The sequence below is a fragment of the Salinimicrobium maris genome (assembly GCF_049680855.1).
In the GTDB taxonomy this organism is placed as follows: Bacteria; Bacteroidota; Bacteroidia; order Flavobacteriales; family Flavobacteriaceae; genus Salinimicrobium.
The window spans coordinates 79202-94579 of record NZ_JBMPGS010000005.1 but is presented as its reverse complement, the minus strand read 5'-3'; the positions used below and the strand labels follow the sequence as shown (position 1 = coordinate 94579).

The following is a 15378-nucleotide window of genomic DNA, read 5'->3' as shown; positions in this document are numbered from 1 at the left end:
AAGTATTTTTAGCAATCAAAAATCAAGAATAGACGTATGAGAACATTTAAAACTGCATTAACGGCTGTTTTTTTCCTCTTTTCGGCCGGGCTTTTTGCCCAGGAAACTGAGGCCGAAACTCAGGAAGAAGTTAGGCAAGCCGGACACATCAATCAAAATAAATTCCGGCAACTGTACCAGGAGTTTTCTACTCCAAACCAGTACAGGACGGCCTCGGGAGCGCCCGGCCCGGCTTATTATCAAAACCAGGCAGATTATAAAATGGACATCGAATTAGATGACCGCAATAAGAAAATAACGGGGAGCGAAAGAATTACCTACCACAATAACTCTCCAAATGACCTGGAATATCTTTGGGTTCAGCTTGATCAAAACATCAGGGCAAGCGATTCACCTGCTCTATTAAAAGATGGAAACGGAATTGCACCTGTTACTCGGCCGGGAAGTTTTGTATCAGAATATATGGAAGAGAGCTTTGATGGCGGTTTTAATATTACTGAAGTCAGTAAAGACGGCAAGCCGCTTAAGCATCTTATTAATAACACCATGATGAGAATCGATCTTGCCCAGCCATTAAAAGCAGGGGAAAGTTATTCTTTTGATATTAAATGGTGGTACAATGTTAATGAGCACACAGTAGATCGCGGCCGTTCAGGATACGAGCATTTTGAAGAAGATGGGAACAATGCTTATGTGATCGCACAATTTTTTCCTCGTATGGCAGTCTACAACGATGTTGAAGGATGGCAGAACTATCAATTTTGGGGGAATGGTGAATTCGCTCTTCCCTTTGGAAATTATGAAGTAAACATCACAGTTCCTGCAGATCATATTCTCGATGGAACGGGAGAACTTCAGAACAGAAAAGAGGTTTTCTCTAAAGAAATGATGAGAAGATATGAGCGAGCGCAGAAAACTTACGATAAGCCTGTCATGATCGTAACGCAGGAAGAAGCCGAAGCAGCTGAAAAAGGTTTTTCAGATAAAAAGAAAACATGGAAGCTGAAGGCTGATATGGTTCGTGATTTTGCTTTTGCAACCTCCAGAAAATTCATCTGGGACATGATGGCTGTGAAAGTAGGAAACAAAGATGTGATGGCAGTTTCGCTATATCCTAAAGAAGGAAACCCGCTTTGGGAAGATTATTCTACTAAAGTAGTTGCGCATACTTTGCAATCATATTCAGATCATACTTTTGAATATCCATATCACAAGGCGATTTCTGTACACGCAAAGAACCAGGGGATGGAATATCCAATGATTTGCTGGAATTATGGTCGTCCCGATGAAGACGGTAATTACAGTGACCGCGTAAAATATGGAATGATGAGTGTGATCATTCATGAGGTAGGGCATAACTTTTTCCCAATGATCGTAAATAGTGATGAGCGGCAGTGGGGCTGGATGGATGAAGGTCTTGATACTTTCATGCAGTACATTGCAGAGCAGGAATATGGTGAAAGATATCCTGAAGATATTGCGCCAAATGAGAAATACCCTTCTCGAAGAGGCGAGCCCGCAAAAATAGTAGATTACATGAAAGGGGAGCAGGATTATATCGCACCAATTATGTCGAATCCTGAAAATGTATACCAGTTAGGAAATAATGCCTATGGGAAACCTGCAACTGCGCTGAATATACTTCGTGAAACTGTGATGGGAAAAGAGCTTTTTGACTACTCATTTAAAACCTATGCACAACGCTGGATGTTCAAACATCCAACTCCTGAAGATTTCTTCAGAACAATGGAAGATGCTTCAGCAGTAGATCTTGACTGGTTCTGGAGAGGTTGGTTCTATACCACAGATTATGTTGACATTGCCCTTGGTGATGTGAAGAAGTATTACATTACAGATAAACCTACAAAAGAAGGAACCGAGCTCTTAAAGCGTTATGGGATTTCTGATCCAGGTTCTTTGGATGCTCTCTACGTAGTGGAAGAAGGAAGTGACGAGATGCAGGAAGGAATGAAAGGAAAAACTCCTGCTGAAAATGCACCTACGCTCAACGAATATTTGATGGACAATTTTACTCAGGCCGAGCGTCAGGAAATGAAAATGCCTAAATATTTCTATGAAGTGACCTTCAATAAACCGGGAGGATTAGTAATGCCTATCATAGTTGAATATACTTATGCCGACGGAACTTCAGAAAAAGTGAAATATCCGGTTCAAATCTGGCGTAAGAACGATAGTCAGGTAAGCAGAGCTTTGGCCACAGATAAGGAGATCACAAAGATCGTTATAGATCCAGATCTAGAAACCGCCGATGTAAATGTTGATAACAACACCTGGCCACAGACAGAGCAAATGAGCGAATTCGAAGAATTCAAAGCTAATAACCGGGGATAAAACCTGCGTTTGTCAAATAATAGAAATTATAGCCGACTTTAACAGGTCGGCTTTTTTAATGAATCATTTTGTGATTATATTTGCAGCCTATGGGAACAATTCCTTTTTTTATAAGTGGTGGTGAAATAGCCTTCATCGTGTTTATACTGGTGATGGTATTTGGCGCCGATAAAGTTCCTGAAATCGCTCGTGGACTTGGGCAGGGAATGCGCAGCATTAAAAATGCCACCAATGACATCAAAGCTGAAGTGATGAAAAGCGCCGACAAACATGGTATGGATAGTAAAGGGATCAAAGAAGATGTCACTAAGGAAATAGACAAGGTTAAGGAAGACATCGAAGAGATCACAGGCTCTGTGAAGAGAAGGTTTTAAAAAGGCTGCTCCCCGCTTTCATCTTTATGTTATTATTTTGTTTCTAATACTTCATTATCGCTTCTATTTAGCATCTCAGAAATAAATCGCTAATTTTATTTAAATAACCATGCATTTCCTTCCCCAAGAGATTGACGATTACGTAGTACTACATTCTGCGAAGGAGCCGGAGTTACTTCAGAAATTAAACAGGGAAACCAATCAAAAAGTCCTACAACCCAGGATGATGAGCGGGCATTACCAGGGGCGGGTTTTAAGCATGATCTCGAAACTTGTTCAGCCAGAAAATATTCTGGAAATTGGTACATATACAGGTTATTCTGCACTTTGTCTAGCCGAAGGATTAAAACCGGGAGGAATCTTACACACCATAGATGTAAATGAAGAATTGTATGACCTCCAAAAAAGGTATTTTGAGGCCTCTTCCTATTCGGATCAAATAAAGCAGCATCTGGGAGATGCAACAAAGATCATCCCGACTCTGGAAAGTCACTTTGACTTAGTTTTTATTGATGCCGATAAGCCGAATTATCCGCTGTATTTTGATCTTATTCTGGAAAAGCTGAATTCCGGCGGAATTATAATTTCTGATAATGTTCTGTGGAGCGGAAAAGTGGTGAAAAGGTTAAAAGAAGATGATATTTCTACGAAAGCACTTTTGGAATACAACCGTCTGCTAGCTGAAGACGAAAGGCTCGAAACGGTGATGCTTCCCATTCGCGACGGACTCACCATTAGCCGCAGGAAATAAGATTTTGGCTTTTAGCCTCTTGCTGTTGGCAGCTTGTATTAGATAGTTTATGCTATTCCTTTTTTTCTGCTGGTATTTAGGTTTCCATACAGGCTAATGAGATCATTCTACTCTCCTTGTTCTCGATACAATTCTCAAATGCAACTGCAATTTCGGATTACTCGAACTGACGGAATATTTTATACTTTAATTTACAGCTTACAGCCTAAAACCTACAGTCTTAAAGCATCATCAATTCCTCATCCCATTACTCACTCCAAATTTGTATTTTCGCTTCAGAACATTTTATTACCTAAAGTTCCAAAAATGACATTTCAGAACAGCCTTTCATTTGCTCAAAAATTAGATTCCGAAGATCCGTTGCGAACATATCGCAATCAATTTCATTTTCCGAAAATCAATGGAAAGGATGCCATCTATTTCACCGGAAATTCCCTCGGGCTTCAGCCAAAGTCGGCGAAGAAATATGTTGATGAGATCATGACAGATTGGGCCGAACTGGCTGTGGAAGGACATTTCAAGGCCGAAAAATCCTGGTGGGACTATCATGAACGCTTTGCTGAAAAATTAGCTCCTGTAGTAGGTGCAAAACCTTCTGAAGTGACTGTCATGAATACTTTAACGGTCAATTTGCACCTTTTAATGGTCTCTTTTTATCGACCAACGCAGAAGAGGTATAAGATTATATGTGAGGAAAAGGCATTTCCCAGCGATCAATACATGATCGCGAGTCAGGTGAGGTTTCATGGTTTCACTCCTGATGATGCTGTTGTGGAAGTGAAAAAAAGGGAAGGAGAACATCATTTTCGAACCGAAGATGTTCTTGAAAAGATAGGGGAAGTAGGAGAGGAGTGTGCTTTGGTCTTAATTGGCGGAGTAAATTATTACAGCGGGCAGGTGCTGGATATGGAATCTATTACTAAAGCCGGAAAAGAAGCTGGTGCCTTTGTAGGATGGGATCTTGCCCATGCTGCAGGAAATGTGGAGCTGAATCTTCACGATTGGGGGGTGGATTTTGCTGCGTGGTGCAGTTATAAGTACATGAATTCAGGACCCGGAAATGCTTCGGGATGTTTTGTTCATGAGAAATATCATGGAAGAAAGGACATTCCGCGCTTTGAGGGCTGGTGGGGACATAATAAGAAAAGAAGGTTTCTCATGGAGCCCGAATTTCAACCGGAACTTAATGTCAATGCCTGGCAGATAAGCAATGCTCCTGTGCTGGCGCTTGCGCCTTACCTTGCTTCATTGGAAATGTTTGCAGAAGTGGGAATGCCGGCACTTATTGAAAAAAGGAATAGGATTGTTTCTTATTTGGAATTTGTTTTAAAGGAAATCGCCACGGAAGTGAAGTCAAATTTCGAAATTATTACTCCGGCAAAACAGGAGGAAAGAGGAACCCAGTTATCGGTTTTCCTGCATGGACAGGGAAAAGAGCTGTTCAATTATCTTATGGAAAACGGCGTGATCACAGACTGGAGGGAGCCAAATGTCATAAGGTTAGCCCCGGCACCTTTCTATTGCTCCTATGAGGATATGTACAGGTTTGGACAGGTGTTGAGGTCATATTTCGGGAAATGATGTGATCCTGTGATGCTGTAACGAAGGAACCATTTGCTGTTGTGGGGGTACGGCGTTCTAACTACAAGAGCATGTTATGCAAAGACCTCTCGACTCCGTTCGAGGTGAAGGTTTTCTGTGAAAAAAGGAATTGGAAGGGAGCATTTTTAACTTCATCACTGCACTGCTTAGCTCCTTCACTTTGTCACTCCTTCACTTCATCATAGTTTATACACCACATGCACTCCGCCACCGTATGAGGGAGAAGTAAAACTATTATATTCTATCCCGAGCTGCAAGTTAACATCAAAAGTCATCTGGAGTAATCGAACATCTAAAAAGCCGTAAAAAACATCCTGTTTAGGGCGAAAACGGTCATGGTAGCGGCCATCATTTCTGGAGTAGCTTAAAAGGAGTTTGTATGGATAAATATTAAAGTAGTTGGATATCTGTCCTCCTATACCAATATGATGTGCGGTAAATTTATTATTTCTTATACCTATACCATTTTCATTAGGAATGAAAAAAGGAGAACCAATTGTTTTTCCGTTATAAGTCCAACCCGAAGCATATATGCCATTGTTAAAATAATTGTCGTATTTATGAACACCAAGGGTTTTATAACTCTGGTTTTCCGTATAGGTAAATTCATAGATGAAGGAATTCAGAAATTTATCTTCATCTTCATAATAGAGTCCGTAACGGCCATCTGGTTTGTTGACAAATCTCGTTCCCGTTCCGTCTTCAAAAAGGTGGTTGTAGAAGAATTCCAGTTTAAAATCCCTAAAGGCCTTACTTAAATAAAATTCATATCCTCCTACTGTATTTCCCAGGGCGTTTTGTTGATCTCCGATTACAGCGTCTTCACCTCCTGCGCCACCGGTGATGATAGTGAGGTAATCCTGGAAACTATCGGGTTGTACACCATATCTGGGGGATTCCCCCGCCCATTGCACAAAATGTTGGATTCCAGCTTTCATCTGCCATGTTCCTACTCGGACCACAAATCGAATATTTTTATGATGCAGCCTCGCACCTTCAACTACACGGTTGTTTCCAAGCAAATATTCATTCCAGGAGCCTTCAAAACCAATTCCCTGTTCTCCAAATAAAAATACAGGCCTGGTTGTGCCGAGTTGAATTCCGGGCATTGGGCGTGTATTCAGTGACCATAATAAGCTGGCATTTGAAGAACTTATTCCGTTATAAACTTCAGGACGCTGTTTTCGCCCCAACGTAGCATACATCCAGGAATTTTGAAAATGCCCATAAAGTTCATCAATTACTAAGCCTTCCCCAGCTCCATCTTGAAACAAAGCGCCTGCCCCAAAAATCAGGTAGCTGTTGTCGCTTAAAAAGAGCGCTTTTTTTGCTGAAACCCAGGAGGAGATATTAGAATCCTTTGAAACACGTCCTCTTTGGTTGTTATGTAGCCAGAAGGGCAGCTTTTTCCCGGTAGCAGCCAGTCCTTTGACGTTAAGTTCCAGAGAGTAGCCCAAACCAGAAGGATAACCCAATGAAGGAGCCAGTAATTCCTCTTCACTTTCCGTGAGCTGGGCGCACATCCCTGTAGAGAAGAAAATGCTAATTAGTAAAAGAGGGAGATATTTCAGGTTCATTGGGTTTAGGCAGGAATTTGTTCGGCAAAAGTAGGTAATATGGCTGACTTGTGAAGAAAAATTTCATCGGTCATTGTCTACTGCTTCAGAAGAAGAAATGCTATGACTTTTTGATTGATGATATGGTGAAGTTCATGAAGAAGGAAAGCTACCTTACCTTCAGCCTATCCTGTAAAAGAGGAGAACAGGTTCGTAGTTGAATATTGCTAAAATGCTGAATGTTCTTGTAGTATCTAGAACAATGGGAGTGAGGGAAAAGAAAAAGGCCGCTTTGTCCGGACAACCAGAAAGAGCGGCTTGTGTTTTTAATCAAATTTCTATAAATAAAGCATTGTGTAATTTACCTTTTTACATAAGGATTACAGGCTCCAAAAAGCCGCTCTGCTTCTTATTTTTTGCCAGAAACCGGTGGTTTCCTCGCCATAAGCATAACCGTATTTATTTCCGTAGCCAAAATTGGCAGCTTGTACGTCGTTTAGTACAAAACTTACATCATGCAGCTTTCCTTCGTTCTTTGCGTCTACAGCAAAATTGAGCAGTTTCTTTTCAGAGTAGCCGGCACGAGTTACATACAGGATTAGGTCTGCAAACTTGTTGATAAGAAACGTATCTGTCACGAGCATGGAAGGTGCAGTATCCACTACAATGTAGTCGTACATAGTTTCCAGTTCAGAGAAGAGGTTAGCTGTTTTTTTCTGTCTCCATAGTTCCGAAGGGTTAGGAGGAATGGTCCCGGAGGCCAAAAGATCCATATTCTTATGGAAGCTGGAAGTCTTGATCATTTTTTTCAAGTTAAGGTCGTTGCTAACTAAGTAATCGCTCACTCCCAGATGCTGGCGTGCATCGGTCTCATAGCGCTGAAGTTGCGGGTTGCGAAGATCGGCTCCTACAATGAGAACTTTCTTTCCCGAATTTGCAAGGGTGAGCGCAAAGTTGAAAGCTACAAAGGTTTTTCCTTCGCCTTTCACGGTAGAAGTGACAAAAATGGTGTTTCCGGCAGACTTTTCGGCTGCGTTGATCAACAGGTATTGCAAATTGGTATGTAGGATCCTGAAAGATTCCGCCAGTACAGATCTGTCATTTTCCACAATCATATCGCTTTCTTTTCGATGCACTCGTGGAATTTCTCCTACAATAGGAATTTCTTTGGTCACGTCTTCAATATCTGCCCTGCTTCTTACTTTGTTGTTCAGGAGATTTTTGATATAAATGATCATGAAAGGGATCAATATTCCCAGGATAAGCGCTGCCAGTAATACAATTTTCGATTTTGGTGACACCGGTTCTTTGGAACTGTATGCGGCATCTACGATCTTTGCTTTTGGGGCTGTTACAGCAAGAGAAAGAGAAGTTTCTTCCCTTTTCTGAAGCAGGAAGAGGTAAAGCGCTTCCTTAATATTTTGTTGCCTTTCAATGTTCCTGAACTGTTTTTCTTTGGAAGGTACTTTGGCGATCTGGGAATCGATTTTTGCTTCCTGGATGTTAAGATCATCACGGGCAATGCGTAGCGAAGTACGCATGTTATTAAGGCTCTGCAGTACGTTGGCTTTGATCTGTTTTATCTGGCTGTTGAGGTTTATGATCACCGGGTTCATCTCTGTAGAACCTGCGAGAATACGGTCCCGCTCCAGCACAAGCTGGTTGTATGACTGGATCACATTTACCACGCCTTCTTCCTGAAACCCAAGGTTGGAAGGCAACAGCCCCTCATCATCAGATTTTAAATAATCGATCATGGTGTTGGCGAGTTCCAGCTGAGTTTCCACTTCCAGTTGACGGTTGCGGAATTCACTGGCATTTTCAATAAATACCTTAGATTCTTCCTCAATATTTGTGAGCTGATTCGCCTTTTTGAACTCTTCTTTGTTACTGAAGTTGGAACAGCCTAAGCTGCAACGCTTTAAATTAGGCTTTTTTTTAAATCAAAGGCATGACACCATTACTGAATCACTTAAATCCGATAAGCTGTAGGTTTAGGGATAGCAAGATAAGATTCTGAAACAAGTTCAGAATGACGTGGCAAGGAACCATTAGCCTTTAACAATTTAATTCTGTCCCAGAATCACTGCATTACATGATCACTCCGTTACCGCATCACAGCATCACTGCATCACAATTTTCAAGAAACCAAAAACCAGTTATTCAAAAGCTGCTCCCGGTTATAAAGCATAGATTTTTTTGTGGTGTAATCAATCACTTTTTTTCCTGCATACATGCAGATGGCTTGTCCGGCGGCGGTATCCCATTCCATGGTGGGGGCGAAACGGGGGTAACAATCTGCCTGTCCTTCGGCTACCATACATAATTTTAAAGAGCTACCCTTGGAAATGGTGTTTACCTGCCCATTTTCTTCTTTCAGTCTATTTATATATTCCTCTGTTTCCGGAGAAAGATGAGATTTGCTGGCTACCACTGTATAGCAATCTTTGGAAATGTTTAAGGGTAATCTTTCGACTTCACTCCAAACAGATTCCATAGAAATAAAATTCCTGATATTTTCAATCTTGAAAGAGCCGTTCTGCTTTTCGGCAAAATACAACTGCCCGAGTGCAGGTACATAGATCACACCCAGCACCGGCACCTGGTCTTCCACCAGGGCAATATTCACAGTGAATTCTCCATTCTTCTTGATAAACTCCTTTGTTCCGTCTATAGGATCAATAATCCATAGTTTCTTCCAGGTTTTCCGAACCTCATAAGGCAGATGTTTGCCTTCTTCAGAGAGCACCGGAATGTCAGTTTCCTTCAGATATTCCATAATGATTACGTGTGAAGCTATGTCGGCTTTCGTCAGCGGAGAATCATCTCCTTTTGCTTCCACCTCAAAATCTTCGTTGTCGTAGATCTCCATGATCCGTTCCCCGGCGGCGAGGGAAGCTTTTATTGCGGTGGGGAGTAGGTTGGTCATATTATCAAATTAACGCGAGTTTCGGCGAATTTCGCTAATGCTGTGTATTGGCTATTCTTTTGTACTGCAAAGAGGCTTCTCCAAAATTGATAAGTATTCCCAAGTGCATATTTGTAGTTGCTAAGTAATTTCTTAACTGGAGCCAGGAATTTTGAGGAAGAAAATTAACTGCCTTTATTTCCAGAATAATTTTCTCGAAACACAGGAAATCTGCTTTAAAAAATTTACCAAGTTGCTTTCCTTCGTAAAACACGTTAAGTTTCACCTGTCTTTCAAAAGGTATTCCCTGATTCTGAAACTCTCGTTGAATTGCTTCCTCATAAACCGACTCTAAGAAACCTGGACCTAAATTTCGATGAACTTTCATGCAGGCACCGATTATACGATAACTTTCTTCCTTGTAAATAATGCCTGTAGATCTTTCCATAAATTCTATTTTAATTCGCTTAATTCGGCCTAATTTGCGATAATCAGCGGATTATACAATCATTCCCGCTGCCACCGTTTCGTTGGTGTTTTCGTCAATTAATATAATGCTTCCGGTGTTTCGGTTGTCACGGTAGGAGTCGATCATCAATGGTCGGGTAGTGCGGATCTTTACTCGTGAAATGTCGTTCATCTTTAGCTCCTTGTCTTCGTTATCACGATTATAGGTGTTAATATCCATCTTATAAACTACTTCCTTGATCATAGCCCGTTGCTGGTTCGAGGTGTGCATCACCGTATATTTTGCTCTTGGTTTGGCAGCCTCATTATTTAACCAGCATAACATGACATCAAATTCCTGGGAAGCTTCCGGCTGATTGTTCTTCTTTACGATCATATCGCCGCGACTAATGTCAATATCATCTTCCAGGGTCATTGCGACAGACATAGGAGCATAGGCTTCTTTCAATTCCTGCTCGCCTGCATTTATTGACTTTATAGTCGAGGTAAAGCCTGAGGGTAAAACAGTTATTTCATCTCCTTTGCGGTATATCCCGCTGGCAATTCTTCCTGCGTAGCCTCTGTAATCAACATGTTCACTGTTTTGTGGTCGTATGACCGTTTGCACTGCAAAGCGGGCATCTATTTTATTGATGTCGCTGCTAATGTGTAGTGTTTCAAGTGTGCTTAAAAGGGTTCCGTTCTGGTACCATTGCATTTTTTCTGAACGATTTACCACGTTGTCCCCCAGTAAAGCACTTATAGGAATAAAGCGTACGTCTTTCGTTAAAAGCTTTGAAGAAAATACTTCAAACTGAACGATGATCTCCTGGTAAACTTCTTCGGAATAATTCACCAGGTCCATTTTATTGATACAAACGATGAGGTGAGGAATGTTTAGTAGCGACGCGATAAATGCATGACGTTTGGTCTGCTCGATCACTCCGTGGCGGGCATCAATCAGGATCACCGCAGCATTTGCCGTGGAAGCACCTGTAACCATGTTCCGGGTGTACTGAATATGACCAGGTGTATCTGCAATGATGAATTTTCTTTTGGGAGTGGTAAAGTACCGGTAGGCCACATCTATCGTGATTCCCTGTTCCCGTTCATCTCTCAACCCATCGGTGAATAGCGCAAGGTCTACTCCTTCGTGTCCCTTTTTTGCACTGGTTGCGGTAACAGAATCTAGCTGATCTTCAAATATTGATTTTGAATCGTATAATAGTCTGCCGATCAAAGTGCTTTTTCCGTCGTCCACGCTACCCGCAGTCGTGAATCGTAATAATTGGTTGTTGTTTAGTTCCATTGTTTTGCGAATTGCCGCGAATTATTTTTTCGAATTATTGCGAATTATTGCGAATTATTTTTCGTGTTTATTACTCGTTTATATGTTAAAGATGGGGTTCCGAAATTAATCAGGATCCCCAGTTCTTTTTTTGTTGCTGTTAAATAATTGTTCAGTTGAGAATAGAAAGCAACAGGTATATGTTTTACTGATTTTATTTCCAGAATTATTTTCTCATAACATATAAAATCTGCTATATAAAATTTGTTTAACTTTTGATCTTCGTAAAATATATTTAGCTTCACCTGTTTCTTATATGGTAAATGTAAATTAACGAATTCTTTGGCGAGAGCTTCTTCGTAGACTGCTTCTAAAAATCCTGGTCCCAGTGCACGGTGAATTTTCATACAGGCTCCTATAATTTTATAGCTTTGTTCTTTGTCAAGTATTTTATCTTGAGCAGGCATTCGTGTAAATGCGATTAAATTCGGGTTAATTAGAAGTAACCTTGCTTCTTCCTGTCCTCCATAGCTGTTTCACTTCGCTTGTCGTCAGAGCGGTCACCTCTTTCGGTTTTTTTTATAGCAGAAACTTCCAGGGCGATCTTTTCTAAAGTATCGGCTTCAGATTCAATTCCGCCGGTGATGGTGATATCTCCCAGGGTCCTAAATCTAATCTTCTTTTTCTCTACTTTCTCGCCTTCTTCCAGTTTCAGGAATTCTGAAACAGGGATCCAGGAATTGCTTCTTCTAACAACCTCCCGCTCGTGCGCAAAATATAAAGAAGGAATGCTTATGTTCTCCCTTTTGATATAATTCCATACATCCATTTCTGTCCAGTTACTTATTGGAAAGGCCCGAAAATGCTCGCCTTCAAAATGTTTACCGTTCAGCAGATTCCATAACTCCGGTCGCTGGTTTTTGGGATCCCATTCCCCAAAATCGTTGCGATGAGAGAAAAAACGTTCTTTAGCCCGTGCTTTTTCTTCATCTCTTCTTCCGCCGCCAATCGCACAATCAACATTGTTCGCCTCAATGGCATCCAGCAGGGTGGTTATTTGTAAGGCATTACGGGTGGCATTTTTGCCTTTCTCTTCGGCCACTCTTCCCTGGTCAATCGATTCCTGTACAGATCCTACTATAAGTTTCACTCCTAGTTCTTCAATAAGATCATCTCGAAACTGAATTGTTTCGGGGAAATTGTGCCCAGTGTCTACGTGCATAAGTGCAAAAGGAATTTTGGAAGGCCAGAATGCCTTTTTTGCCAGGTGTGTGACCAGGATGGAATCTTTTCCTCCGGAGAAAAGTATTACTGGATTTTCAAATTGAGCCCATACTTCTCTTAGGATATAAATAGCTTCAGATTCCAGTTCATCCAGATAATTTAAATAATATTTATTCATGGACTTCTGCTTTTAATTTAGGTAATATGTTTTTCAGAATCTGTTTTGCAGATTCTTCTATTGTTTGTTGTTCTGTTTTTATTTCAATATCAGCATTTTCGGGAGCTTCAAAAGGGGAGTCCACGCCGGTAAAATTCTCAATTTTTCCCTCCCGGGCCTTTTTATAAAGTCCTTTGATGTCCCTTTTTTCACATTCCTTAAAACTGGTGTTGATATAAATCTCAACGTAACTCTCCTTTCCTACAATGTTCTTAATGAGAGAGCGATCGCTTTTTTTCGGAGTGATAAATGAGGCCAGTACCACTGTTCCTGCATCGAGGAACAATTTTGCTACTTCGGCAGTACGTCTAAGGTTTTCTGTGCGTTCATTTTCAGAAAAACCAAGGTTACTGCTAAGTCCGCATCGAATATTATCTCCATCTAACGTATAAGTATGGATGTTCCTTTCAAAAAGGGATTTTTCAATAAGATTTGCCAAAGTTGATTTTCCCGAACCTGACAATCCGATGAACCAGAGCAATAGGGGCTTATGGCCTTTTAATTCACTGCGCAAACTGCAGTCAATGTGGAAATCCTGGGGAATGATATTATTCATTTGTTTCATTTTCTTTTTTCCGATCTCTGTTTTCTAATCCAAAATTGATCCTGTACCAGGTTCTTTCATGAAGGTAATAAAGCAGCATTTTAGTCACAACTTCTATCATTCCTATTTGCAATCCTACCGTGGGATCTCCAGATATGATCCAGGCCAGTAGAATAGTATCTATGGTTCCTACTGTTCTCCAGCTTAAGGTTTTGGTGATATGTCTCCAGTTTGAAGATCTTCCTTTAAAATTTACGTTGAACCAAATGCGCTCATGCAGGTAATAGAGCAGAATTTTTGTAATGACCTCGGCCAAACCAATTTGCAATCCCACAAATGCATCTCCTGTAACGAACCATGACAGCAAAGTAGTGTCCAAAGTTCCTACGAACCTCCAAGTGAGCGCTTTTGCAATGTGTCTTTTGTGGGACGAGTCCTTCATTAAATTGCGAGGCAAAAAGGGGTTTTTTGAGGCGACTTTTTACAACGAAAGTTCCTTTAAACACAAAACTAACAATTTGTAGTTTAAGATTGGGGTTTAAGGCTAAGAATCCTTACCCAGGCATGAGGAGCTTAAACTAAAGAAATTTTGAGGACAAGAATCAAAAACAATTTTTGAATGACAGGCGAATTTACCTGAATCCAAAATTACTCCTTCACTTTAAAAAGAGGATTATTTATTAAGAGCATCCCGCACCTTTACGTTCACCACACAATCGAGGGATTTTAAAATAAGCCGCAGGCGCTTTTTCCCTACCTTTTGAATAATAGCTTCTTTTCCCTGAAAAGTACCATTGGCGATGGTAAGTTGGTCGCCTGTAGAGAGATGACTTACCTCGACCTCTTCCATACGCTCATCCTGAAGCCATGATTTGATGGTGTCAAGTTCAATTTCCCTTACCACAGCCGGTTTCCTCAACCAATATAAATAATATAATACTCCTGGCACATCAAAAACGCGGCTGCGTTCCCTGTCTTCCAGTTTTACAAAAACATAGGATTTAAAAAGCGGACTTCTAACCTTCTTTTTTCGGTCACTCCATTGCTTTACTTCCGTAATGAGAGGACAGTAAGTTTCAATCCCCATTTCTTCCAATTCCCTCGCTACCTTTTGTTCCCAACGCGGTTTTGTGTACAACACGTACCATTGCATAGAAATTACTTTCCGTTACTTTGTTTGTCATTTTTCTCGGTAGGGGTTGCATGTAATATGCCGGAAAAAGAAAAGGAGTTCTTCCTTTGTCACGCAAAAATAGCAAATGTTTTAAGAAAAAGAAGCAGGAAATAAAGGAGCTTTTACTTCCTTTTCCTTTTCCAAGTTAGAGAGGAAACATTTAATTATTGTAGCAAAGAAGTTAATAAATTTTAAAATATAAGATGCCGAAAAAGAATGCCACTCAAAAATGATATTTTTGATCATCTTTTCACTTGTAGGTCTGTAATAAAGAGTTCGAAGCTGCCATCTCCACTGCGGTGCATGGTTGCGATTTTAAGTCCGTTCAAATCATTATAAGATTCCCAGGTGGTGGCAAAAGCACGTTCTTTTTCTCCTCCCGGTATATAGACCCATTCTCGCAAAATTAGATCCTCTCCAAAATAAATTTCATACATATCTCCGGGGGTATAACCGGCACCTTCAGAATAGGTAACGGTGACCTTCTGCATAATTTCCCCGCTTATGGGAGCAGGTGCTTGTTTTTCATGAGTGTACTCCATATCATCCCACGCTAACTGAAAAGGATATAAAAGCCAGTATTTGTCATTTATAAAACGCTGATCTGTTGTTTCATGCTTTGCTGCTTCAGTTTCGTAGTTGTATGTTACGGTGCTGTCTGCCGTTGTGAGCGTAGCGGTTTTTTCCTTTGGTCGCCAGGTCCAGGCTCTGCTGGTCCTCAAAGTATCGTTTACCCTTACATTGAAGGTATAGCGGATTTCTTCGGCATCCTGAAAGGCATTGAGGCCATGGGCCTGTGCAATTTGATCCACGATTCTTTGATCCTTTTCCCCGGAAGAATTACAGGAAACCAGAGCAATTACGAAAAGCAGAAGGAGGAATGATTTTTTCATTTTAAGCAGATGTTTAAATAAAGGTACTTAAAAGAATTAAAACAGTTT

15 protein-coding genes are annotated in these 15378 nt (G+C 40.8%); 4 read left to right on the top strand and 11 right to left on the bottom strand.

Annotated features, from left to right (window positions below):
• Positions 1 to 36: 36 nt before the first annotated feature.
• The 4 genes from ACOV1Q_RS14055 (at position 37) to kynU (ending at position 5058) form a co-directional block, all read left to right on the top strand.
• A complete protein-coding gene (locus ACOV1Q_RS14055; RefSeq protein ID WP_424495039.1) occupies positions 37 to 2352 on the top strand; it encodes a M1 family metallopeptidase in 2316 nt (771 codons plus the stop codon).
• A gap of 89 nt (positions 2353 to 2441) precedes the next feature.
• Positions 2442 to 2726, top strand: a complete 285-nt coding sequence (locus tag ACOV1Q_RS14050; RefSeq protein WP_424495038.1) for a Sec-independent protein translocase subunit TatA/TatB — start codon at positions 2442 to 2444, stop codon at positions 2724 to 2726.
• A gap of 109 nt (positions 2727 to 2835) precedes the next feature.
• Positions 2836 to 3477 carry an O-methyltransferase gene (locus ACOV1Q_RS14045; RefSeq protein ID WP_424495037.1) on the top strand — a complete coding sequence of 214 codons (642 nt, stop codon included), beginning with the start codon at positions 2836 to 2838 and terminating at the stop codon, positions 3475 to 3477.
• 306 nt (positions 3478 to 3783) lie between these two features.
• The gene (kynU, locus tag ACOV1Q_RS14040) at positions 3784 to 5058 is read left to right on the top strand and encodes a kynureninase (RefSeq protein WP_424495036.1); all 1275 of its coding nucleotides are present in this window, start codon (positions 3784 to 3786) and stop codon (positions 5056 to 5058) included.
• Positions 5059 to 5258: 200 nt separating this feature from the next.
• Here the strand turns inward: kynU and ACOV1Q_RS14035 are convergent, their stop codons facing one another.
• From ACOV1Q_RS14035 to ACOV1Q_RS13985, 11 genes are all read right to left on the bottom strand, one after another.
• Positions 5259 to 6656 carry a capsule assembly Wzi family protein gene (locus tag ACOV1Q_RS14035; protein WP_424495035.1) on the bottom strand — a complete coding sequence of 466 codons (1398 nt, stop codon included), beginning with the start codon at positions 6654 to 6656 and terminating at the stop codon, positions 5259 to 5261.
• 359 nt (positions 6657 to 7015) lie between these two features.
• The gene (locus tag ACOV1Q_RS14030; protein WP_424495034.1) at positions 7016 to 8422 is read right to left on the bottom strand and encodes an exopolysaccharide transport family protein; all 1407 of its coding nucleotides are present in this window, start codon (positions 8420 to 8422) and stop codon (positions 7016 to 7018) included.
• 353 nt (positions 8423 to 8775) lie between these two features.
• On the bottom strand, positions 8776 to 9564 hold the full coding sequence (gene cysQ, locus ACOV1Q_RS14025) for a 3'(2'),5'-bisphosphate nucleotidase CysQ (protein ID WP_424495033.1): 789 nt from the start codon (positions 9562 to 9564) through the stop codon (positions 8776 to 8778).
• A 34-nt stretch (positions 9565 to 9598) separates the two neighbouring features.
• A complete protein-coding gene (locus tag ACOV1Q_RS14020) occupies positions 9599 to 9991 on the bottom strand; it encodes a GxxExxY protein (protein ID WP_424495032.1) in 393 nt (130 codons plus the stop codon).
• A gap of 51 nt (positions 9992 to 10042) precedes the next feature.
• The gene (locus tag ACOV1Q_RS14015) at positions 10043 to 11299 is read right to left on the bottom strand and encodes a sulfate adenylyltransferase subunit 1 (protein ID WP_424495031.1); all 1257 of its coding nucleotides are present in this window, start codon (positions 11297 to 11299) and stop codon (positions 10043 to 10045) included.
• Positions 11300 to 11343: 44 nt separating this feature from the next.
• The gene (locus tag ACOV1Q_RS14010) at positions 11344 to 11745 is read right to left on the bottom strand and encodes a GxxExxY protein (protein ID WP_424495030.1); all 402 of its coding nucleotides are present in this window, start codon (positions 11743 to 11745) and stop codon (positions 11344 to 11346) included.
• Between the two features lie 29 nt (positions 11746 to 11774).
• Positions 11775 to 12680 (bottom strand): sulfate adenylyltransferase subunit CysD, encoded by a 906-nt coding sequence (cysD, locus tag ACOV1Q_RS14005; protein WP_424495029.1) that lies wholly within the window; start codon positions 12678 to 12680, stop codon positions 11775 to 11777.
• Positions 12673 to 13275 carry an adenylyl-sulfate kinase gene (gene cysC, locus ACOV1Q_RS14000; protein WP_424495028.1) on the bottom strand — a complete coding sequence of 201 codons (603 nt, stop codon included), beginning with the start codon at positions 13273 to 13275 and terminating at the stop codon, positions 12673 to 12675. The genes cysD and cysC overlap by 8 nt, the downstream gene beginning before the upstream one ends.
• Positions 13268 to 13705 (bottom strand): DUF2061 domain-containing protein, encoded by a 438-nt coding sequence (locus ACOV1Q_RS13995; RefSeq protein ID WP_424495159.1) that lies wholly within the window; start codon positions 13703 to 13705, stop codon positions 13268 to 13270. Before ACOV1Q_RS13995 ends, cysC begins: the two co-directional genes overlap by 8 nt.
• 231 nt (positions 13706 to 13936) lie before the next feature.
• Positions 13937 to 14416: a UpxY family transcription antiterminator gene (locus tag ACOV1Q_RS13990; RefSeq protein ID WP_424495027.1), complete on the bottom strand. Its 480-nt coding sequence runs from the start codon at positions 14414 to 14416 to the stop codon at positions 13937 to 13939.
• Between the two features lie 263 nt (positions 14417 to 14679).
• Complete coding sequence (locus ACOV1Q_RS13985; protein WP_424495026.1) at positions 14680 to 15330, bottom strand: hypothetical protein; 651 nt, start codon at positions 15328 to 15330, stop codon at positions 14680 to 14682.
• Between the last annotated feature and the right edge of the window lie 48 nt (positions 15331 to 15378).